Raw genomic sequence first — 21,507 nt, 5'->3', positions numbered from 1 at the left:
TCTCGGTGTCGAGGGTCATCATCTCCTTAGCCAAGCCAGCGACCATGGTGGCGGCGAGGTTTTGGCCGCGCACGGTGGTGTGCTGGGCGTTGGCGGCCTGGGTTGCTTTGGTTGCGGTAGCAGAGGCATTGCGGGCCTTGCGTTGAGCAAGTCAGGTTGTCAGTCGGGCAGTACCGGTACGGCGCAGCCCGTCGGAGGTTTGGTAGCCGCTCAGCGCCGACATCATCGCGGTCGACATCTGCCAACCAATCGAAAACACAGCGGCACCGCCCGCGACACCCGAAGACCTCGCCGAAACGGCCGACCTCGTCAAGGCCCAGGACCGCCGGATCGTGACGGCCGACGTCGACGTCCGCGACTACGACTCGCTCAAAACCGCCGTCGACAGCGGGGTCGAGCAACTCGGCCGGCTGGACATCGTCGTTGCCAACGCCGGCATCGGCACCGTGAACCCGGCTGGACCGCATGGACGAGGACCTGTGGCAACAAATGATCGACGTCAACCTCAGTGGAGTGTGGAAATCAGCGAAAGCCGCAGTGCCGCATCTGGATTCGGGTGCGTCAATCGTCTTGACCAGTTCGGTTGCCGGCCTCAAGGCCTACTCCCACACCGGGCACTACGTGGCGGCCAAACACGGAGAAGTCGGGCTCATGCGGTCCTTCGCCGTGGAGCTGGGTCCGCGCAACCTCCGCGTCAACTCGGTGCACCCGACACACTTAAACACACCATTGTTGATCAACGACAAGACTTTTCGCCTTTTCCAGCCCGACTTGGAGAGTCCGGGCCCCGACGACTTGGCTCCGATCTGCCAAAGCTTCCACATCCTGCCCATCCCGTGGGTGACAGCCGAGGACATCAGCAACGCCGTGCTCTTCCCGGCCTCCGACGAGTCGCGCTACATCACCGGCGTCGCGCTTCCCGTCGATGCCGGCAGCTGCCTGAAGTAAGGACCAGCACATGAAAACCGGGCCCTACTACGACCCTTACGACGTCAGCATCGCCGCCGACCCCTACCCCACCTACGCCCGCCTGCGCGACGAAGCGCCGCTCTACTACAACGAGCGTTACAACTTCTGGGCACTGTCACGGCACGCCGACGTCGAGAAGGCACTGGCGGATTGGGAGACGTTCTCCAACAGTCGAAGCGACATTCTCGAATTGATCCAGTCCAAGTTCGACATGCCCCCCGGCGTGATGATGTTCCAGGACCCGCCCGCACACACGAGGCTGCGCGGCGTCATGTCGCGAGTCTTCACCCCGCGCCGGATGGCCGAGCTTGAAGACCAGGTCCGGGCCTACTGCGTGCGTTGCCTGGATCCGCTGGTCGGCTCGGACGGCTTCGACATCATCGCCGAGCTCGCGTCGATGATGCCGATGCGCGTCATCGGCATGCTGCTGGGCATCCCGGAGGGTGACCAGGTGAGTGTGCGCGACGCCAACGACGCCAACCTGCGCACCAGGCCCGGCACGCCGATGAAGGTGGCCAATCCGGACAAGATCGCCGACGGCAGCATCTACGCCGACTACATCGATTGGCGCGCCAAGAACCCGTCCGACGACCTGATGACCGCGCTGCTCAACGTCGAGTTCGAAGACGAGCACGGTGTGACCCGCAAGCTGACCCGCCAAGAGGTGCTGCGCTACACGCAGGTCGTCGCCGGGGCCGGCAACGAAACCACCGGACGGCTGATCGGCTGGCTCGCCAAGGTGCTCGCCGAACATCCCGACCAGCGCCGCGACGTCGCGCACGACCGGTCGCTGCTGACGCGCGCGGTCGACGAGACGTTGCGCTACGAGCCCACCGGCCCCCACGTCGCGCGCTACACCCTGCGCGAATTCGGGTGCTACGGCACCACCGTGCCCGCCCACAGCGCCATTCTGCTGCTGTTCGGCGCCGCCAACCGCGACCCGTTGCGCTACCAGGATCCCGACACATTCAACATCCGCCGCGACAACATCTCGCACCTCACGTTCGGCAAGGGGGTGCACTACTGCCTCGGCGCCAACCTGGCACGCCTGGAAGGCCGGGTCGCCCTCGACGAATTGCTCAACCGCTGGCCCGAATGGGATATCGACTACGACAGCCTCAAGCTCGCGCCCACGTCCACAGTTCGCGGCTGGGAGCGACTGCGCGTCCTCCTACCCTGAGCGCCCTGAAGCCGGCCGCTCGAACAGCCCTGTGTCAACCGCAGGAAAAGCCTTGGCCCGCGATGGTGTTGGATGGCGGAGTGGCAGGCATCAGCCGCAGCCGGACCATAATGGCCGAGCCGCAGGCGATTTGGAATATCCTGGCCGACTTCGGCGCCCTGAGTTCGTGGGCCGGCGGGGTCGACCACTCGTGTGTGCTCAACCAGTGCCCCGGAGGGGCCGTGGGCACCACTCGCCGGGTGCAGCTGGGCGGCAATGCACTGGTGGAACGCATCACCGAGTTCGAGCCGCCCATGAAGCTGGCCTACGACATCGAGGGCCTGCCTCCGCGGTTACGCAAGGTCGCCAATTGCTGGACGCTGCGACGAAGCGGTGCCGGGGACGGGGCCACCGCGGTGGTCCTGACGAGCACAGTCGAGGTCGGCGACGGCAAACCGGCGCGGATGGCCGAGTGGGTTGCGCTGCGCGTTTTGGCCAAGCAGTCCGAGGCGATGCTTGCCGGGCTGGCACATCGATTGGAGAACACCAATGTCTGATCACCCCGACATCGTCATCCTGATGACCGACGAGGAGCGCGCGGTGCCGCCCTACGAATCGGACGACGTCGTGGCCTGGCGGCAGCACACCCTGACCGGCCGCCGCTGGTTCGACCAGCACGGGGTGAATTTCACGAGGCATTACACCGGCTCGCTGGCTTGCGTGCCGAGCCGGCCGACGATGTTCACCGGTCACTATCCCGATCTGCACGGGGTCACCCAGACCGACGGCATCGGCAAACGATTCGACGATTCCCGGCTGCGCTGGCTGCGCGTCGGCGAGGTGCCGACCCTGGGCAACTGGTTCCGCGCGGCGGGGTATGACACCCACTACGACGGCAAGTGGCACATCTCGCACGCCGATCTGCACGACCCGGAGACCGGCGGATCGCTGGCCACCAACGACGACGACGGAGTCGTCGACCCGGCCGCGGTGCAGCGCTACCTCGACGCCGATCCGCTGAACCCGTACGGTTTCTCGGGCTGGGTAGGTCCCGAGCCGCACGGGGCGGGCATGGCCAACTGCGGCCTGCGCCGCGACCCGCTGATCGCCGATCGGGTCGTTACCTGGCTCACCGACCGCTATGCCCGGCGCCGCGCCGGTGACGCCGCAGCCATGCGCCCGTTCCTGCTGGTGGCCAGCTTCGTCAACCCGCACGACATCGTGCTGTTTCCGGCGTGGGTGCGGCGCACTCCGCTCAAGCCGTCCCCATTGGACCCGCCGCCGGTGCCGCCGGCCCCCACCGCCGACGAAGATCTGCGCTCAAAGCCGGCCGCCCAGATCGCGTTTCGGGAGGCCTACTACTCCGGATACGGTCCGGCCCGCATGATCAGCCGCGGCTACCAGCGCAATGGACAGCGCTACCGCGACCTCTACTATCGCCTGCATGCCGAGGTCGACGGTCCTATCGAGCGGGTTCGCCGCGCGGTCACCGAGGGCGGTTCGGACAACGCCGTCCTGGTGCGCACCGCCGATCATGGCGACCTGCTGGGGGCTCACGGCGGACTACACCAGAAGTGGTTCAACCTCTACGACGAGGCCACCCGGGTGCCGTTCGTCATCGCGCGCATCGGCGACAACGCGACCACGGCGCGCACTGTTTCGGCGCCGACCTCGCACGTCGACCTGGTGCCGACACTGCTCGGCGCCGCCGACGTCGACGTCGACGCCGCGGCCGCGCGACTCGCCGAGTCGTTCACCGAGGTGCATCCGCTGCCCGGGCACAATCTGATGCCGGTCGTGGACGGGGGACCCGCCGACGAGGCCCGCGCCGTGTACGTGATGACCCGCGACAACGTGCTCGAAGGAGACACCGGGGCGTCAGCGTTTGCCCGGCAACTGGGCCGCACCGTGAATCCGCCTGCGCCGCTGCGCATCAAAGTGCCCGCACACGTGGCCTCCAACTTCGAGGGGCTGGTCGTGCGTGTCGCGGAATCCGAGGCCGCCGGCGGCGCCGAGCACCTCTGGAAGCTAGTCCGCATCTTCGACGACCCGGCTACCTGGACCGAGCCGGGCGTTCGGCACCTGGCCAGCAACGGCATCGGCGGCGAGGCGTATCGCACCGATCCGGTCGACGACCAGTGGGAGCTCTACGACCTGACCGCCGATCCCGTCGAGGCCGACAATTTATGGACCGACCCTGGACTGCACGAGCTGCGCCACCATTTGCGCGCGCAGCTCAAGCAGCAGCGGGCGGCATCGGTGCCGGAACGCAATCAGCCGTGGCCGTACGCCACCCGTCAGCCACCGGCCGACACGTCCGCGGGCGTGGTGCGCCGAGTGCTCGGACGCTTCACGTAGCCCAGGCGCCGCTGACACGCGCCTATGGCTCCCCGAGAAGGGCTCGGGCCAGCTCTATCGGCTCGATCTCCAGACCGGCAAGGTCGGCGTTGAAATCGGGACCCAACAGCTCACCGCTCTCATGCATGCCCCGCAGCGGTCCGTCCAGGAACTGGTCCAGAGGCAACGACGCAGGTTCCATGCTCGCCCACTCCCCGGTGGCGTGGCGGCGCGCATAGGCCGCCGCGGAGTAGACCAGATGCACGCAGACGGGCTCGTCGTCTTCGGTCACGTAGTGGTTCGAGTGCACCCACGCTCCCCGCAGGTCGGGGTCCAGCAGCACCCAGACTTCTCGGGTCGCCCGGACCCGGTCGACGAAGCGCCGGTAGTTCGCCTCGAGATCGGCGGTCAGATGAGATGCCACGCCAGACTCTAACCACCGCGGCACGACGGGACTTGGGCTCGCCGCCCGTGGTTATGGTTTTCCCATGCAGACGTTGCTGTTCACCCTCGGGCTGGTGCTATTCCTGATCGGTCTGCTCACCGGATTTGCTGGGCCGGTGCTGAAGAACCCCCGGATGGCGTTGTCCAGCCACCTCGAAGCCGTCCTCAACGGCATGTTCCTGGTGCTGCTCGGCCTGCTCTGGCCGCACCTGCACCTGCCCCACGCATGGCAGGTGACCGTGGTCGTGTTGGTCGCATATGCCGCCTATGCGAACTGGTTGGCAACGCTGCTGGCGGCCGCATGGGGCGCGGGGCACCGACTCGCGCCGATCGCGACGGGCAGCCACCAGGCCTCCGCGGCAAAAGAGGGCGTCGTCACTTTCCTGTTCCTGTCACTTGCGGCGGCCATCGTGGCCGGCGTCGTCGTGATCATCGTCGGGCTGTGAAGCCGCGACGGCGTCGGCGCGCTACGCGCCCAGGCGGCCGAGTTCGGTCGCCAGCTTGTCCAAATGCCGAAGCGTCGGGTCGTATGGCTCGGTGGGCAGATCCACCAAAACCCGCTCGACCCCCAACGGCCCGTAGCCCTCGAGCTCTGTCGCCGTCGCCTCGCCCCAATGACAGACGGTCACCGGCACGTCGCCGCCGGCCAGCGCGCGCAGCCGCTCGAGCGGGCGCGACAGCTGTTGGGGCGACGGGCTGATCGCGATCCATCCGGCTTTCAGCTCGGCGATGCGGGTGAAGCTCGCCGGCCCACCGCCGACATACAGCGGCGGATAGGGCTTCGTCACCGGCTTCGGCCAGCAGTAAAGCGGGTCGAAATCGACGTATTTACCATGGAATTCGGCTTTCTCCTGCGTCCAGATCTCGATCATCGCGCGCAGCCGCTCATCGGTCACCCGTCCGCGCACCGCCGGATCGACACCGTGGTTGGCGACTTCTTCGCGCAGCCAGCCCACGCCGACGCCGAACCGAAACCGCCCCCGCGACACCAGGTCCAGCGAGGCAACCTCTTTGGCGGTCAGTATCGGATCGCGCTCCGGAACCAACGCGATGCCGGTGCCCAAAACCAACGCCTCGGTGGCAACCGCGGCCGCCGCCAACGCCACGAACGGATCCAACGTCCGGTAGTACTTGTGCGGAATCGGCCCGCCGGCCGGATAAGGGCTGCGTGTGTCCACCGGGATGTGGGTGTGCTCGGCCAGGAACAGCGACTCAAATCCACGCTCTTCCAGGGCAGCCCCCAGCTGCGCCGGGCCAATGCCTTCGTCGGTGACAAATGTGAGCACACCGAACCGCATGCTTCCTCCTATCGTGACTGCCGCGACTCCCGGGTACGACGCGGCCCATTCCGCGCACGGTCCACGGCATAACGCGCAGCCTAGAGCCGCAATCATCGAACCGGAACCGCAGCTCCGTAGTCTGGTCAGGTGAGCGTTGCACCGGATCGGACAGTCGCGCTGCGGGACCACTTCTTTCGCGCGTTGCCGGAGATGGCGGTCCGCTGGCAAGCCGATACGCCGCCGGACGCGCGGCTGCTGGTTCTCAACGAGCCGCTGAGCACGCAGCTTGACCTCGACGCGACCTGGCTGCGCAGCCCCGACGGGGTGCGGTTTCTGGTCGGCACCCTGCTGCCCGACGGCGCCGCGCCGGTAGCCCAGGCCTACGCCGGTCATCAGTTCGGCGGCTACGTGCCGCGGTTGGGCGACGGGCGTGCACTGCTGCTGGGCGAGCTCAGCAGCGCCGACGGTCGTCTTCGCGATATCCATCTGAAGGGCTCCGGGCCCACGCCGTTCGCGCGCGGCGGCGACGGCTGGGCTGTCGTCGGCCCGATGCTGCGCGAATACGTCGTCAGCGAGTCGATGCACGCCCTGGACATCCCGACGACACGCTCCCTGGCCGTCGTGGGTACCGGTCGCCCGGTACAGCGCGAGACCGTGCTGCCCGGCGCCCTGTTGGTGCGCGTCGCGAGCAGCCACCTGCGGGTCGGCAGCTTCCAGTACGCGGCATTCACCGGCGACCTCGGCCTGTTGCGGCGGCTGGCCGACCATGCGATCGCGCGCCACCACCCCGGCGCCGCCGACACCGAGCGCCCCTATCTGGCGCTGTTCGAAGCGGTGGTCGCCGCGCAGGCGTCGCTGATCGCACAGTGGATGCTCGTCGGCTTCGTCCACGGGGTGATGAACACCGACAACATGACCATCTCCGGCGAGACCATCGACTACGGGCCGTGCGCGTTCATGGAGGCCTATGACCCTGAAACGGTGTTCAGTTCGATCGACCACTGGGGCCGTTACGCCTACGGCAACCAGCCGGTGATCGCGGGCTGGAACCTCGCCCGCTTCGCCGAGGCGCTGCTTCCGCTGCTCGCCGAGGACACCCAGGAGGGCATCGCGCTCGCCGAGCAGGCCTTCGGGGTGTTTCGCACCCGCTATGACGCGGTGTGGTCGTCGGGCATGCGGGCCAAGCTGGGTTTGCGCACGCCCGCCGAGCCGCTGGTCGACGAGCTACTGCCAATGCTGCAGGAAAGCCGCGTCGACTACACGTCGTTTTTCCGCCACCTCGCCAAGGCGGCCCGCGGCGACGCCGAGTCCGCGCGCGAACGGTTCGTCGACGGCGCCAGGTTCGACGCCTGGCTGTCGCGGTGGCACGCCCTGGGGCCGGACGCCGAGCTGATGGACCGGGTCAACCCGGTCTACATCCCCCGCAATCACCTGGTCGAGGAGGCCCTGACGGCCGCCACCGAGGGAGATCTCGGTCTCGTCGAACGGCTCCTCGACGCCGTCACCCACCCCTATGCCGAACGGCCGGGCCTGGAGCGCTACGCCAGTCCCGCGCCCGGGGATTTCGGCGCCTACCGCACCTTCTGCGGCACCTGAGCCCGCGCCATCGCCTACCCTGCTGACCACACCACCAGCAGAAGGAGCTAAGGGATGACGTGGCAGATCGTGCTGTTCATCATGGGTTTGATCGTGGCCGGAGTCGCGGCATTGCTGTGGGTGTTCGCCGGCGCCGACAAAGCCCGCGCCCGCGCCAAGTCGCTGACCATCGCCGCCTTGGCAGCATCGGCGTTGTTCTTCCTGTTGGGCTGCTTCACCATCGTCGGGACCCGCCAAATCGCCATCGTCACCGCCTTCGGGCGCCCCAACGGCGTCAGCCTCAACAACGGCTTCCACGGCAAGTGGCCGTGGCAGATGACCCACCAGATGGATGGCGCGGTGCAGATCGACAAATACGTCAAGGAGGGCAACAACGATCAGCGGATCATGGTGCGGCTGGGCAACCAATCCACTGCCCTGGCTGACGTCAGCATCCGCTGGCAGCTCAAGCAGCCCGCCGCCCCCGAACTGTTCCAGCAGTACAAAACCTTCGACAACGTGCGCGTGAACCTGATCGAGCGGAATCTGTCGGTGGCGCTCAACGAGGTGTTCGCCGCCTTCAACCCGCTGGACCCGCAGAACCTCGACGTCTCCCCGCTGCCCAAGCTCGCCAAGCGAGCCGCCGACATCATGCGTCAGGATGTCAGTGGCCAGGTCGACATTTTCGACGTCAACGTGCCCACCATCCAGTACGACCAAGGCACCGAGGACAAGATCAACCAGCTCAACCAGCAACGCGCCCAGACCTCGATTGCGGTGGAGGCGCAACGGACCGCCGAAGCCCAGGCCAAGGCCAACGAGATCCTGTCCCGCTCGATCAGCAACGACCCGAATGTCGTTGTGCAGAACTGCATTACGGCCGCCATCAACAAGGGAATCAGCCCGCTGGGTTGCTGGCCGGGCAGCTCGGCCCTGCCCACGGTTTCCGTGCCCGGACACTAGCGGACAAGATTGGTGCTCATGGAGATTCCGTTCGCCGACGCCGTGCGCGGCCGCTTCGGCCGTCGCGACGCCGAGTTCGACTTCATCGAGGAGTTCGAGCACGAGGCCTTCGACGGTGAAGTGGCCGAGGCGCCAGCCGACACCGCCGACCTGCCCTCGACCGAGCCGGCCCTGCTGCTGCAGAAGATGGAGAACCGGCTGATCCGCCAGCACCTCGCCAACCCGGACGTGCTGAGCGACGAGGAATTGCGCAAGTTGCGCTACATCCTCAATTTCGCCAGGCTCGCCGACTTCGAGCCGGGCGCTGCCGGCCCGGGCGGCAGCCGTGGCCGCGGCGACGTGTCGGTCGGCGCCGAAGTCGCGCCGTGGCGCTCCAGGGTCACCGACGCGCTGTACGGGCCGCTACGCGAGGAGGCCGATCCGATCACAGCCCTGCAGGCGGCGCGCGATGTGCTGCAGGCTCTGGCCCCCGACCAGGACGACCAACGGCGAGTGCTGATCGAGCGCCACGGCAACGACTTCTCCCCCGCAGAGCTGGATTCCGAGGTCGGCTACAAGAAGCTCGTCACGATCCTCGGCGGCGGCGGCGGGGCGGGCTTCGTCTATATCGGAGGCCTGCAGCGGCTCCTGGAGGCCGGCCACCTGCCCGACTACATGATCGGCTCGTCGTTCGGCTCGATCATTGGCAGCCTGGTGGCACGCGCTCTGCCGGTGCCCATCGAGGAGTACATGGAATGGGCCAAGACGGTGTCCTACCGGGCCATCCTCGGACCAGAGCGGCTGCGCCGCCGTCACGGCTTGGCCGGCGTCTTCGCGCTGCGCTTCGACCAGTTCGCCCTGGCCCTGCTCAGCCGGGCAGACGGCGTGCGAATGCGCATGTCGGACTTGGCAATTTCGTTCGACATCGTAGTCGCCGGAGTGCGTCGGCAGCCGTATGCGGCGCTGCCGTCCAGGTTTCGCCGTCCGGAACTGGCGGCGCTGCAGTTGCGGTCGTTGCCGTTTCGCCCGATCGGCATCGGACCACTTGTCGCGGCCCGCATGTGGCAGGTGTCGGCCTTCATCGACTTGCGGGTGGTCAAGCCCATCGTGATCAGCGGAGACGACCCGGACCGTGACTTCGACGTCGTCGACGCCGCATCGTTCTCGTCGGCCATTCCCGGTGTGCTGCACCACGAAACGCGCGACCATCGCATGGTCGGCATCCTCGACGAGCTGTGCGCCGAGAAAGACATCGCGGCGATTGTCGACGGCGGCGCGGCCAGCAACGTGCCCGTGGAGCTAGCTTGGAAGCGGGTGCGCGACGGCAAGCTCGGCACCCGCAACGCGTGCTATCTGGCCTTCGATTGCTTTCATCCGCAATGGGATTCGCGGCACATGTGGCTGGCCCCGATCACCCAGGCCGTCCAGTTGCAGATGGTGCGCAATCTGCCGTATGTCGATCACCTGGTCAAATTCCAGCCCACGCTGTCGCCCATCAACCTGGCGCCGTCCGTGGCCGCTATCGACCGCGCCTGCGAGTGGGGACGCGGCAGCGTCGAGCAGGCCATCCCGGTGACGACGGCGCTGTTGCAGCCGACATGGTGGGAAGGCGACGGCCCGCCGGTCGCCGAGCCCACGGCCCGCGCGAAGTCGGTGGCGTCGTCGATGAGTTCGGTGATGGCTGCGATGCAGTTGCCGACCGGACGGTGGGCACGGTGGCGAAACCGCCACCTGACGTAAGGCAACCGGCGAATCGCCCATCGACTCGGGCCTGACTACCATGGCCCCATGGCCGAGCCGGTCCCGGCTTCCGAGGACACCGCCGCACTCGACGGCGGCGAGACCGCCGCCGTGCCGAATTCCACACCCACCGACGCGGTCCACACCGCATGGTCGCGCAACGACGAACCCGGCGAACCCGGTGAACCCGGCGAACCCTACGCCAGCCAGGACCTGCGCGACGACGAACCCTCCGCCGCAACCGGAGCGGCCGGCCAGACCTGGGGCACGACGTGGGGGCGCGCCGCGGCGCTGCTGCTGCTCGGTGTTGGCATCGCGGTGCTCATCGTGGTCGGCGGTTGGGCGCTGACCAGGGAGAAGTCCCCCCGCCAGGGGGCGCAACCGCCCGCGGCTCCGCCGGCGACGACGGCCGCACCCGCGGCAACCAGCGCGCCGGCTCCCACCACCATCGCCTCGACCCCGGAGCAGGACAGCGGATACATTCAGGCCCTCAACGACCGCGGCATCACCTTCGCCAATCCCGACGCCGCCGTCTACAACGGCAAGTTGGTCTGCCTGAACTTTCGCCGGGGCATGACGGTGGACCAGATCGTCGCGGCATTTCGGGCCAGCAATCCGGCGTTGAGCGGCAACGCCGAGGATTACGTGGCGATCTCGATGCGCACCTATTGTCCGTAACGCTTCCCGCCGGGGTGTTCGCGGACCGCGCGATGGGTACCTACGCAGCTATGACGGATCCGAGTAGCCGGAATTCCCGCTAACCCACCAACCTCAACGGCCGGCTTACCCGGCGCCGACACAAACTCGCTCCGGACCCCGGCATTCGGCGCGCCATCCTGGTGGCCGCCTCGACGTCGGTGCGCGAGCACGGGGTGCGAGGGCTCAACGTCGCCACCGTCCTGGACCGGGCGCAGCTGAGCACCCGCGCCTTCTACCGGCACTTCGAATCGAAAGACCAACTGGTTGCGGCGGTTTTCCTGGAAGTGGCGCGCGTTGAAGCAACGCGGCTGCGAACCCAGATGGCCAAGGCCACCAACCCGGTCGAAGCGGTGGCTGCCTGGATCGACGCCCGACTCGACCTTGCCTTCGACGAGAACGTGAAGGCCGACTTGCGCCACCTGTCGGTGGAAGCCCAATCACACATGCTCAACACCCCCGAGCTCGTTGCGCCGGCCCACGTCGAAACTCTCAAGCCGCTGATCGAACAGCTTCATCTGGGCCTGCAGCAGAACCTGTTTCACGACATCCATCCGGTGGACGAGGCGCAAGCCATCCAGGGCGTGCTCTGGGCCAACACCGAACAGCAGTGGGCATCGGGTGATTGTGAGCGCGACGGCGTTCGGGAACGCACCGTCCGGTTCTGTCTGCGCGGGCTGGGCGTGCCGTCGGAGACCATCGCCGAAGTAGCAGGCACCGGCTGCTAAATCGCCTGCTAAGAAAGTGCAATGGACCTCGGCTTCACCGGATCGAAGGCTGTCGTCACCGGGGGCAGCAAGGGCATGGGGCTGGCCATCGCGGAAACCCTTGCCGCCGAAGGAGCCTGCGTGGCCGTCATGGCCAGGGGCAGGGCGGGACTCGACGCGGCCGTGGGCAGGCTTCGCACAGCCGGCGCCCCGGACGCCGTCGGGATCAGTGCGGACATGGCCGACGCCGCCGCCATCACCGATGCCTTCGCCCAAGTCTTTGAGCGCTGGGGACAGCTGAATTGCCTGGTCCATACGATTGGACCGGGCGCGGGGTATTTCGAGCAGCTAGACGATGCGGCCTGGGATGCCGCGTTCACGCTGGGCACCATGTCGGGTGTCCGTTCGATCCGCGCGGCCTTGCCGCTGCTGCGGGCCGCGGACTGGGCTCGCGTCGTCACGCTGTCCGCGCACTCCATTCAGCGCCAAAGTCCGCGCCTGGTCGCCTACACCGCATCGAAGGCGGCGCTGTCCAGCGTCACCAAGAACTTGGCGAAAAGCCTTGCCAAGGACGGCATTCTGGTCAACTGCGTGTGCCCGGGGACCATCGTCACGGCCAGCTTCACCGAACAGCTCACCGATATCCTGGCCGCCGACGGCCTGGATGCCGCCGATCCGCACGATGTTATGACCTGGATCAACAAGCATTTTCACCATCCTTGCGATCTGGGCCGCGCCGGCCTTCCCGAGGAGGTCGCCTCGATCACCGCTTACCTGGTGTCGCGGCGCAACGGCTATGTCACCGGCGCAACGGTCAACGTCGACGGCGGCTCGGATTTCATCTGACGACTATTCCGCGGCGCGACCCCGGCGCGACGGCAGCAGGTGCACCAGCGGCACGACGACGGCACCGACGGTCAATCCGATAACCGCCGAGGCGCCGGTGTCGACCAGCCAGGCCAGCACCGCGCCCGCCGATCCCGCGGCATGGCGCACCTGCTCCTCGACGTGGTGGAGCCAGGCGTAGGGCGGGTGCCAGCCGACGCGGTCGGTGCCTATCAGCAGGATGTGGCCGCCCACCCAGAGCATGGCCACCGTCCCGACCGTCGCCAGCGCCGAGAGTAGTTTCGGCATCGCGGCGACCAGGCCACGGCCGACCTGGCGGCCCAACCGTGATCCGGTCTCGGTGAGCCGCAGGCCCACGTCGTCCATCTTGACGATGGCGCCGACGGCCCCATACACGACTGCGGTGATGATCAGGGCAACGACGATCAGGATGACGAGCCGGGGCAAGAACCTCTGGCTGGCCACCTCGTTGAGCGCGATCACCATGATCTCGGCCGACAGGATCAGGTCGGTCCGGACTGCTCCCCTGACCACCTCCTGCTCGCCGGCCGGCGCCGCCTGGGCTTGGTGACCGCGAATGCTGCTCCAGGCTTTCTCCGCGCCTTCGTAGCAGAGGTAGGTGGCGCCCACCATCAAGATCGGGGTCAGCAACCACGGCACGAACTGACTCAGCAGCATCGCGGCGGGCAGGATGATCAACAGCTTGTTGCGCAGCGATCCGACCGCAATGCGCTTGATGATCGGCAATTCGCGCTCGGCGGTGATCCCATGCACGTATTGCGGCGTGACCGCGGTGTCGTCGACGACCACTCCGGCAGCCTTGACGGTCGCGTGACCGGCGGCGCTGCCGATGTCGTCAACCGAGGCCGCGGCCAGCCGCGCCAGGGCCGCAACGTCGTCCAGGAGGCCGAACAGCCCCGCGCTCATCGGGTCTCCCCCATGGCGATCGAGGTTACCGTTAGCTCGGGCCGGTAGCCCGGCGCGGCGATCAAGCCGGCGCCGTCCAGTGCACCACTTTGACCTCCGTCATCTCGTCGAGAAGCTCTGGGCCGAAGCCGAAGCCACTGCCGCTGGCGCGTCGCGGCTGCGACGCGCCGCCCGGAGCACCCCCGAACACCGCGTTGATCTTGACCGTGCCCACCGGAAGCGTCCGCCAGGCCTGCTGCGCGTGGCCCATGTCGGCGGTAAGCACCGTCGCCGCCAACCCGTAACGGTCGTTGGCGGCTTCGGTGAGCGCGGTGTCGAAGTCCGGGACGACGCGTACCGGCGCCACGGGACCGAACGTCTCCTCGCTGAACACCAGCATGTTCGGGTCGCAGCCGGTCAGCACCGTCGGGGGGTAGAAGGCGCCCCTCCCCGGCGCGGGCTCGCCGCCCGTGCGCAGGGTCGCTCCTTTTTCGACGGCATCGGTGACGTGGCGGTGTACGTGGTCGCGATGGCGCCGGTCGACCAGCGGGCCGATCCGGTCGGCCCAGCTATGCGACTGGCCGGCAAGCTCGTCGACGAAGCGACCGGCCAGTGCCTCCACCAGATAGATGCGCTCCACCGCGACGCAGATCTGTCCGGCATTGGCGAATGCGCCGGTGGCGGCCTGCTCGGCCGCCCAACGCGGGTCCACGCCCGCATCGACGATCAGGGCGTCGTTTCCGCCGTTTTCCAAGATCGCCTTGGCTCCCCGGTCTGCGCACGTTCGAGCGATGGCGCGCCCGGTGGCGCTGCTGCCGACATGAGCCACCACGTCGACGTCACCCGCCGCCGCCAGGCGGGCACCCACCCGTGCATCGCCGTCGAGGATTTCCAGCACACCGTCGGGAAGGTGTGCGGCAATCAACTCGGCGAAGCGGCGGCCGGCAGTCGGGCACCGCTCACTGGGCTTGTGCACGACGGTGTTACCGGTGACCAGGGCCGCGCCGAGCAACCCGGCGGCAACCGCGACCGGGTCGTTCCACGGGGTTAGCACCGCGCCCACCCCGCGAGGTTCAGCGATCATGAAATCCGTTGCCGCCCAACTTCCCTGCAAGCTTCGCCCGCGGTGCAGCGGTCCCAGCTCGGCGTATTGGCGCAGTGTGTCGACGCCGGCCTGAACACCGCCCAGGGCATCGTCGACCGGCTTGCCGGTTTCGCGTTCGATCAGTTCGGCGAGTTCTTTGGCCGCCGATTCCACCGCCGCGGCGGCGGCTCTGACCCGAGCGGCCCGTTCTCCCGCCGCGGTGCGCACCCAGCCGCGGCGAGCATCACGGGCGCGGGCCACCGCACGCCGGCATTGCTCGGCGTCGGCGATCGGGACCCGGGCCAAGGCCTCGCCACTGCGTGGATCAACGATGGTCAGTTCGGTCGTCTCGGGCACGCCTGAGACTTGACCCCAAGCGGCAAGACTAAACCCGCGCTGACCGCATGCTGGCTAACGTGAGCGGGTGCGGCCCGGCGCGGGCGCGATCTCCCGGACAGTGCGCAGCGTCATCCGGGCACCGGGGTCTTCGGCTGTCGAGGGCACGACGGCGACGCAGTCGGCACCGGCGTCGTGATAGGCCCGCAGCCGGGCTGCGACCTGGTCGGCGCCGCCCAGCGCACCCACCTGGTCGAGCAGTTCCACGGGGACGGCCGCCGCCAGTTCACGTCGGGTGGCGCCGGTGCGCGCGCTGCGGACGAGGTCGCCGAAGCCCAGCGCGGTGAACATTTCGCCGTAGCCGGGCGGCGCGAGATACACCGCCACCTGACCCGCCAGCTGCGCGTGTGCGGCAGCATCCGGGTTGACTGCGACGGGTACCCAGGCCGTCAGGCGCGGCGCAGGACGGCGGACCGCGGCGGCTTCTGCGTCGAGGACCTCCCGAACCTGCGCGACTCGCGCCGGCGACGCGAGGTTGAGCACCACCTCGTCGGCGTGCCGGGCCGCCAGCCGGATCATGCCGGGACCGAACGCCCCTAACGCAATTCGGGTATCGGGCGGTGCGTCGCGGAGCCGGAAACCGTGGCTGCTGACGTGCCGGCCGGTGTAGTCGGCGCGCTCACCGGCCAATATCGGCCGCAGGCATTCGATGGTTTCCCGCATGACCGGCACATGGTGTGCCCACCGGCGGTTGTGCCAGCCGCTCACGATCGCCGGACTGGACGCCCCCAGAGCGAGGTCGACCCGATTGCCGGTGAGGGCGACAACCGAGGCCACTCCCAGCGCCAGCGTCACCGGGCCGCGGACACCGACGGCCAGCGGGCCGATCTTCAGGGTCAGCTGAGGCGCCCGCATTCCGACCGCGGTGGCCAGCGCGAACGCGTCATAGGTGGCCATCTCGCCGATCCAGAGGCCGTCGAAGCCCGCGTCGCAGGCCGCCAATGCGACTTCGATTGCTTCGTGGTCGGGCCGGTCCAGCCAAAACGGCAGGGCCACTTCGACGTCGATGTCGCTCACAGCATCGACACGTCGGCGGGCTGGTCGAGCAGCAGCCGGCCGGGCAACTCGCGGGAGGCCTCGTTGACCTGGAAGTGGGCGGTGGCGGTGAAGGCGTCCCGGAACCGGCGCTGCAACGGTGAACTGTCGTAGATGGCGGTTCCGCCCGCCAGGTCGTACATGGTGCGCACCACGTCGGCCGAGGTCCGCGCCGCATGCGTGGCCGCCAGCCGCAACCGGTTGCGCAACACCACCGGCACCGGCTCGGTGTCCTGGCTGGCCTGCCAGGCCGCGTCGATTGCCTGGTAATACAGCGCGCGGGCGGCTCCCAGCGCCGCTTCGGCGGTCGCCACCGCCGCCTGGGTCGACGGGCGCTCGGCCAGGGTGCGCGCGGAGCCCAGCCCCTTCTTTCCACCGGCCAACTCGACCAGGTCGTCGACCGCGGCCCGGGCATTGCCCAGTGCGGCGGCGCCGATCGACAACGCGAAGAAGCCGAACACCGGAAAGCGATACAGCGGCCGGTCCACGACGGGTCCGTCGAACACCGAGAGCACCCGGTCGGCGGGCACGAAAACGTCGTCGGCGACGCTGTCGTGGCTGCCCGTGCCGCGGAGGCCCAGGGTGTGCCAGGTGTCGAGGATTTGCAGGTCGTCTTTGCGCAGGGCTACAACGGAGGGCACCCGCCGGCCGTCGATGAAGCAACCGGCAAACATCATGTCGGCGTGGTTGATCCCGCTGCAGAACGGCCAGCGACCCGACACCACGACACCGCCGTCAACGGAGCGCGCCGTGCCCCGCGGGGCCCATACCCCGGCCGCGACACCGTGCCCGTTTCGCGGCCCGCCGCCGAACATCTCCTCGCGGCTGGACGCCGGCAGGTAGGCGACTAATAGTGCGCTGGTGATAGCGATCGACACGCACCATCCCGCGGAGGCGTCACCGCGCGCGATCGCTTCGGCGCACCGCAGCGCCACTCCCGGTGCCAACTCCAACGCGTCGACCTCGCGGGGCATGGTGGCGCGCAGCAGGCCCGCGTCGCTCAGGCTGGTCAGCAACTCGTCGGGCAGTCGGCGATCGCGATCGATCCGGGCCGACAGTTCCCGCGCCGACAGCGCGATCTTCTCGGCGCGGTTCTCGATCTCGGCGTCGTGATTCATCAACAGCTCCTGGTGACGGTGACGGCGGCGGTTCAATCAACGTACTCCTGTCGGTTCATTAATTGAACCGGTAAAGTCATTGAACTATGCACCCCGCCGAATTGTCCCACCGCTTCGACGGCGAGTCGGTCGGCCGGGCCCTCGAATTGGTCGGCGAGCGCTGGACGCTGCTCATCCTGCGTGAGGCGTTCTTCGGGGTGCAGCGCTTCGGCCAGCTCGCCCGCAACCTCAACATCCCGCGGCCCACCCTGTCGTCGCGACTACGGATGCTCGTCGACGCCGGCCTTCTCGACCGCGTCCCCTACTGCCGCGATCCCGAACGGCACGAGTACCGGCTCACCGACGCCGGCCGCGAGCTGTTCGCAGCGATCGTCGTGCTCATGCGGTGGGGCGACGAGCATCTGCCCCACCCCGACGGCCCGCCGATCATGCTGCGACACCACACCTGCGGCGAATTCGTCGATCCCCGCCTGGTCTGCACGCGCTGCGGTGAAGAGATCACCGCGCGCAACGTGACTCCCGAGGCCGGCCCAGGATTTCGCGACAGGCTGGCGGCATCGCGGTAAGCGCCGCGGCACAACGCAAGTAACGATTCCCAACCTCAAACGTTGCGAATCGATAAGCAACCCAAACACGTTGCCGAGCAACACCATCCACCTCGCCCCGAGAAATTATGGTCTGTTCGTGCACCGCCGGACCGCCCTGAGGCTCCCACTGCTGTTGGCTGCGGGCACAGCGCTGGCCACCGCTCCCCGCGCCGTCGCCGCCGAGCCGAGCCGGTGGCCGGCCGAGCGTGCCAACGGCTGGTATCAAGCGCAGGGCTGGCTCGTCGGCGCCAACTACATCACGTCCAACGCCGTCAACCAGCTCGAGATGTTCCAGCCGGCAACATATGACCCGCGCCGCATCGACACCGAACTCGCCGCGGCCAAGTCACTCGGATTCAACACCGTGCGGGTCTTTCTCCACGACCAGCTGTGGGCACAGGACCGCCAGGGCTTCCAAGGGCGTCTCGCACAGTTCGTCGCCATCGCCGCGCGCCACGGCATCAAGCCGCTCTTTGTCTTGTTCGACTCCTGTTGGGACCCGCTGCCGCGGCCGGGTCCGCAACGCGCACCAAGACCCGGAGTACACAACTCCGGGTGGGCGCAAAGCCCGGGCGCCGAGCACCTCGGCGACCGGCGCTACCGCGGCGTCCTCTACGACTATGTCACGGGAGTGCTGGGCCAGTTCCGCAGTGACGAAAGGGTTTTGGGCTGGGATCTATGGAATGAACCCGACAATCCCGCGCGCGTGTATCGCAAAGTAGAACGCAAAGACAAGCTGGAGCTGGTGGCCGACCTGCTTCCGCAGGTGTTCCGGTGGGCGCGGGCAGTCGATCCCGCCCAACCGCTGACCAGCGGCGTCTGGCAGGGCAGCTGGGGAGATCCGGGGCAACGCAGCGCAATCGCCAGCATCCAACTGGACAACTCGGATGTGATCACGTTCCACAGTTACGCCGCACCGGCCGACTTCGAGGCGCGGATCGGTGAGCTTTCGCCGCTGGGACGCCCGATAGTCTGCACCGAGTACCTGGCCCGGTCGCGGGGCAGCACGGTCGAGGGAGTCCTGCCAATTGCCAAGCGGCACAACGTAGGAGCGTTCAACTGGGGCTTGGTGGCCGGAAAGACCCAGACCTACCTGCCGTGGGACTCCTGGGACCACCCGTACCGAACGCCCCCGAAGGTGTGGTTCAGCGATCTCCTGCGGCCGGACGGGCGCGCCTATCAGGACGCCGAACTGCAAACGATTCGCAATTTGACCGGCGTCCAGCAGGAATAACGCTGGGCCGCAATAACAGCGACGCGCACCAGGAGAGAAATCGAAAGCATTCCGCCACGCACCGGCGGCCGCTATGATTCCCGCTGGGTCGCACATAACCATCGAGGTGGTGGACATGTTCCGGGAATTCGCCGCAGCCACAATCGGACTTGGTGTTCTCGGCGCGGGGCTGCTGGTCGCCCCGCCAGCCCAGGCCGACGATCCCCCGTACCACATCCTCAGCGCCCAGGACCTGTGCAACCTGGTCTACCCGAGCTCGGAGGCCATGCCGGACCCGTCCAAAACACCACCGGCCGTTGGACTTATCTGTGTCCGTCAGGGCGGGTTGCTGCTCCGGTTGGCGCGCGATCAGCCGGCCATCTTCTCCAACACCTTCACCCTCGAACCCGGCAAAGCTCCTGAGCTGCCGAAAGGTTCGGTGCGGGTCAATCCCAACGACCCGCTCAGCGACTGGATCATTCCGGACTGCTACATCCCCGATCGCATCGACTGCAATCCGAACGCGCCCGGGCACCGCTGAACCGCAGAGCCCGCTCACGGGGCCCGGCCCTAACCGGCCTTGACCGGCAGCCGCCCAACCACGCGCACTGGACGTCCGCGCTCTGCGGGAGCTGGCGTAGTCGACCTCCCAGTCGGTCCATCGCTTGAGGACCTCTTCGAATGCGACCCGGGCCAGTGCTGAGCCGAGGCAGAAATGCAGCCCCTGGCCGAAGCTCAAATGGCCGGCTTTGCGGTGGATGTCGTAGCGATCCGGTTCGGTGAACCTCGTCTCGTCCGGATTCGCCGACTCGCTGAGCAGCAGCATGGAGGAACCCTCGGTCACGGTATGCCCGTAGAGCTTGACGTCGCGAGCCACGTAGCGCGTCTGCACCGGCGATGTCGCCTCATGGCGCAACGTCTCCTCGACCGCGGCGGCGATCAAGGACGGATCGCAAAAGAGTTCGCGACGTTGGTCGGGACGTTCGCCGAGCAGTTGGCCCATGAAACCGATCAGCCGGGCGGTGGTTTCGTTGCCGGCGCCGGCGAGCATCGCGGTGTAGGCCAGAACTTCGTTGCGTTGCAGCCGGCGTCGGGATCCGTCCGGTTCGTCGACCTGCGCGTTGAGCAGGTCGGTCATCAAGTCGTCGAAGGGATGCGTCGCCCGCCATTCGATGTACTCGGCGAACACCGCCATCGAATTCCCAAAGATCGTCGGACTGACCCCCTGTGGTCGTGGTCCGAGCGCAAGGTTGCGGTCGTTACGGTCACGGATCAGCTGTTGCGCCTCCTCGGGGATGCCCAACATATAGCCAATCGTGCGCATGGGCATGATGGCGCCCAGGTCCGCGACGAAGTCGATCCCCGCTGAGACGAAGCGGATCCACTGCACGACAACAGAATTCGCGTACCTACCCTTCGACGGCCAGCATTCGGCGAGGGGTGAAAACCCGCGACAACAGCCGCCGGTGCAGATCGCGCAGCGGTGGATCCTCGAACAGCAGGATGCCTGGCGGAACTTCGATACCGCTGAACGGGATGTTAGCCGTGGTGCCCCGTCCCGACCGATACGTCTGCCAATCATGTCGTGCGGCCGCCACGTCGTCGCAGTGACTCAGCGCATAGATTTGTCGTTGAAATACAGTGGGGCTTAGCCCGCCTAGACCCGCATCCGTTTCCACACCGGATACGGATGGTCGTCGATGTCGAAGTCGAACGGATCGTGGTAAAGCTCCGCAGTCGGTTGGGTGGCCACTCATCCGCCCTGCCGGGGTTGGTTGGCCACACCGGGGAACTGCTGCTCCGTCGGCCCCGAAGTCACCCAGCCTCCCAGCTTGGTGGCCAGGTGCGGCGCGAAAACCGCCCCCTAGAGCAGGTTTCCGATGAGCACGACCGCGGCGACGGACAGCGCGGCCGAGGGCAACCGGCTCGCCGAGCGCTTGTCGGCCCACATCTCGATGACGTTTCGTCCTTCGGCATCGGTGCGGCCGAGCAGGTAGGTGAAGACCGTCATCTGCACGCCCAATGCCAGAGCGTCATAGACCGGATACTGATGCTTGGTGCCCTCGAAGATCGCCAACCCCGGGATCACGTAGCCGTAATGGAAGACGCCGAGCCGGGCCCCACGAACGCATTGAAGATGAAGGCCCAGCAGAAGCCGACGACGAGCCCGACGATCAGCAGGGTGAGCGGCCTTCTACTCCCGGCGGGCCATCCGAACCGCGCGCTCAACCGTCGTCCGAGCGGCGCGCCGATCACGGCGGGCAACACGAAGTAGCCGATGTAGCCGACCGGCACGGAGGAGGGCAGCCCGCCCCAGGTCATGTTCAGCGGCCACCACGACGGCATCCGGGGCAGGGCGGGCGGAAACTGCGCATACATCGCCCAGTCGTAGGGCGCCTCGATCCACGAGAAGGAGATCGCCGAGATGCACAGCAGCAGCAACGGGTGCACGCGACGGCGGCGAACGCTCAGG

The 21,507-nt window shown here is 67.6% G+C and carries 19 protein-coding genes and 3 pseudogenes; 14 read left to right on the top strand and 8 right to left on the bottom strand.

Translation table 11 applies throughout. The annotated features are described in order from the left end of the window. Positions 1 to 215 precede the first annotated feature (215 nt). From EET13_RS07875 to EET13_RS07860, 4 genes and pseudogenes are all read left to right on the top strand, one after another. Positions 216 to 948: pseudogene (locus tag EET13_RS07875) on the top strand (mycofactocin-coupled SDR family oxidoreductase); the annotation flags it as partial. Positions 949 to 958: 10 nt separating this feature from the next. Next, on the top strand, positions 959 to 2,149 hold the full coding sequence (locus EET13_RS07870) for a cytochrome P450 (protein WP_122441743.1): 1,191 nt from the start codon (positions 959 to 961) through the stop codon (positions 2,147 to 2,149). A 62-nt stretch (positions 2,150 to 2,211) separates the two neighbouring features. Then, positions 2,212 to 2,685 carry an SRPBCC family protein gene (locus EET13_RS07865; protein WP_122441742.1) on the top strand — a complete coding sequence of 158 codons (474 nt, stop codon included), beginning with the start codon at positions 2,212 to 2,214 and terminating at the stop codon, positions 2,683 to 2,685. Further along, positions 2,678 to 4,486: a sulfatase-like hydrolase/transferase gene (locus tag EET13_RS07860; RefSeq protein ID WP_122441741.1), complete on the top strand. Its 1,809-nt coding sequence runs from the start codon at positions 2,678 to 2,680 to the stop codon at positions 4,484 to 4,486. The genes EET13_RS07865 and EET13_RS07860 overlap by 8 nt, the downstream gene beginning before the upstream one ends. A gap of 22 nt (positions 4,487 to 4,508) precedes the next feature. Here the strand turns inward: EET13_RS07860 and EET13_RS07855 are convergent, their stop codons facing one another. Next, positions 4,509 to 4,889, bottom strand: a complete 381-nt coding sequence (locus tag EET13_RS07855; protein WP_122441740.1) for a DUF2750 domain-containing protein — start codon at positions 4,887 to 4,889, stop codon at positions 4,509 to 4,511. A 64-nt stretch (positions 4,890 to 4,953) separates the two neighbouring features. Between EET13_RS07855 and EET13_RS07850 the strand changes: the two genes are divergently transcribed. Next, positions 4,954 to 5,355, top strand: coding sequence for a styrene oxide isomerase (locus EET13_RS07850; RefSeq protein WP_122441739.1), 402 nt, complete (start codon positions 4,954 to 4,956; stop codon positions 5,353 to 5,355). 21 nt (positions 5,356 to 5,376) lie between these two features. Here EET13_RS07850 and EET13_RS07845 read toward each other — a convergent pair whose 3' ends face one another. Next, complete coding sequence (locus EET13_RS07845; RefSeq protein ID WP_122441738.1) at positions 5,377 to 6,207, bottom strand: LLM class F420-dependent oxidoreductase; 831 nt, start codon at positions 6,205 to 6,207, stop codon at positions 5,377 to 5,379. A 129-nt stretch (positions 6,208 to 6,336) separates the two neighbouring features. Between EET13_RS07845 and EET13_RS07840 the strand changes: the two genes are divergently transcribed. From EET13_RS07840 to EET13_RS07815, 6 genes are all read left to right on the top strand, one after another. Continuing rightward, positions 6,337 to 7,785, top strand: a complete 1,449-nt coding sequence (locus EET13_RS07840; RefSeq protein WP_122441737.1) for a protein adenylyltransferase SelO — start codon at positions 6,337 to 6,339, stop codon at positions 7,783 to 7,785. Between the two features lie 54 nt (positions 7,786 to 7,839). After that, a complete protein-coding gene (locus EET13_RS07835; protein ID WP_122441736.1) occupies positions 7,840 to 8,727 on the top strand; it encodes an Rv3090 family protease in 888 nt (295 codons plus the stop codon). 18 nt (positions 8,728 to 8,745) lie between these two features. Continuing rightward, positions 8,746 to 10,446, top strand: coding sequence for a patatin-like phospholipase family protein (locus EET13_RS07830; RefSeq protein WP_122441735.1), 1,701 nt, complete (start codon positions 8,746 to 8,748; stop codon positions 10,444 to 10,446). Positions 10,447 to 10,494: 48 nt separating this feature from the next. After that, the gene (locus EET13_RS07825; RefSeq protein ID WP_122441734.1) at positions 10,495 to 11,124 is read left to right on the top strand and encodes a DUF732 domain-containing protein; all 630 of its coding nucleotides are present in this window, start codon (positions 10,495 to 10,497) and stop codon (positions 11,122 to 11,124) included. Positions 11,125 to 11,267: 143 nt separating this feature from the next. Next, on the top strand, positions 11,268 to 11,870 hold the full coding sequence (locus EET13_RS07820) for a TetR/AcrR family transcriptional regulator (protein WP_342212277.1): 603 nt from the start codon (positions 11,268 to 11,270) through the stop codon (positions 11,868 to 11,870). 21 nt (positions 11,871 to 11,891) lie between these two features. Beyond that, positions 11,892 to 12,695: an SDR family NAD(P)-dependent oxidoreductase gene (locus tag EET13_RS07815; RefSeq protein ID WP_122441733.1), complete on the top strand. Its 804-nt coding sequence runs from the start codon at positions 11,892 to 11,894 to the stop codon at positions 12,693 to 12,695. Between the two features lie 3 nt (positions 12,696 to 12,698). On the opposite strand, the gene EET13_RS07810 is transcribed toward EET13_RS07815, so the two are convergent. The 4 genes from EET13_RS07810 to EET13_RS07795 form a co-directional block, all read right to left on the bottom strand. Beyond that, on the bottom strand, positions 12,699 to 13,622 hold the full coding sequence (locus tag EET13_RS07810; protein ID WP_122441732.1) for a DUF808 domain-containing protein: 924 nt from the start codon (positions 13,620 to 13,622) through the stop codon (positions 12,699 to 12,701). A gap of 61 nt (positions 13,623 to 13,683) precedes the next feature. Then, complete coding sequence (locus EET13_RS07805) at positions 13,684 to 15,042, bottom strand: aldehyde dehydrogenase family protein (protein ID WP_244603813.1); 1,359 nt, start codon at positions 15,040 to 15,042, stop codon at positions 13,684 to 13,686. Between the two features lie 54 nt (positions 15,043 to 15,096). Next, positions 15,097 to 16,089 carry an LLM class F420-dependent oxidoreductase gene (locus tag EET13_RS07800; protein ID WP_122441753.1) on the bottom strand — a complete coding sequence of 331 codons (993 nt, stop codon included), beginning with the start codon at positions 16,087 to 16,089 and terminating at the stop codon, positions 15,097 to 15,099. A gap of 5 nt (positions 16,090 to 16,094) precedes the next feature. Next, positions 16,095 to 17,234 (bottom strand): acyl-CoA dehydrogenase family protein, encoded by a 1,140-nt coding sequence (locus EET13_RS07795; RefSeq protein WP_122441731.1) that lies wholly within the window; start codon positions 17,232 to 17,234, stop codon positions 16,095 to 16,097. An 86-nt stretch (positions 17,235 to 17,320) separates the two neighbouring features. On the opposite strand from EET13_RS07795, the gene EET13_RS07790 reads away from it, so the two are divergent. The 3 genes from EET13_RS07790 to EET13_RS31275 all read left to right on the top strand — a co-directional run bounded on the left by EET13_RS07790 (position 17,321) and on the right by EET13_RS31275 (position 19,575). Further along, on the top strand, positions 17,321 to 17,800 hold the full coding sequence (locus EET13_RS07790; RefSeq protein WP_122441730.1) for a winged helix-turn-helix transcriptional regulator: 480 nt from the start codon (positions 17,321 to 17,323) through the stop codon (positions 17,798 to 17,800). A 118-nt stretch (positions 17,801 to 17,918) separates the two neighbouring features. After that, the gene (locus EET13_RS07785; protein WP_122441752.1) at positions 17,919 to 19,055 is read left to right on the top strand and encodes a glycoside hydrolase 5 family protein; all 1,137 of its coding nucleotides are present in this window, start codon (positions 17,919 to 17,921) and stop codon (positions 19,053 to 19,055) included. A 115-nt stretch (positions 19,056 to 19,170) separates the two neighbouring features. Then, positions 19,171 to 19,575 carry a hypothetical protein gene (locus tag EET13_RS31275; protein WP_244603816.1) on the top strand — a complete coding sequence of 135 codons (405 nt, stop codon included), beginning with the start codon at positions 19,171 to 19,173 and terminating at the stop codon, positions 19,573 to 19,575. A 51-nt stretch (positions 19,576 to 19,626) separates the two neighbouring features. Here EET13_RS31275 and EET13_RS31270 read toward each other — a convergent pair. Beyond that, positions 19,627 to 20,787: pseudogene (locus EET13_RS31270) on the bottom strand (cytochrome P450); the annotation flags it as partial. Positions 20,788 to 20,898: 111 nt separating this feature from the next. Then, positions 20,899 to 21,485, bottom strand: a pseudogene (locus EET13_RS07775) (spirocyclase AveC family protein). Between the last annotated feature and the right edge of the window lie 22 nt (positions 21,486 to 21,507).

It is taken from the genome of Mycobacterium attenuatum, assembly GCF_900566085.1.
GTDB classification, from domain to species: domain Bacteria; phylum Actinomycetota; class Actinomycetes; order Mycobacteriales; family Mycobacteriaceae; genus Mycobacterium; species Mycobacterium attenuatum.
Note: the sequence above shows the minus strand (reverse complement) of the source record. Positions and strands in the feature narration are given on the sequence as shown.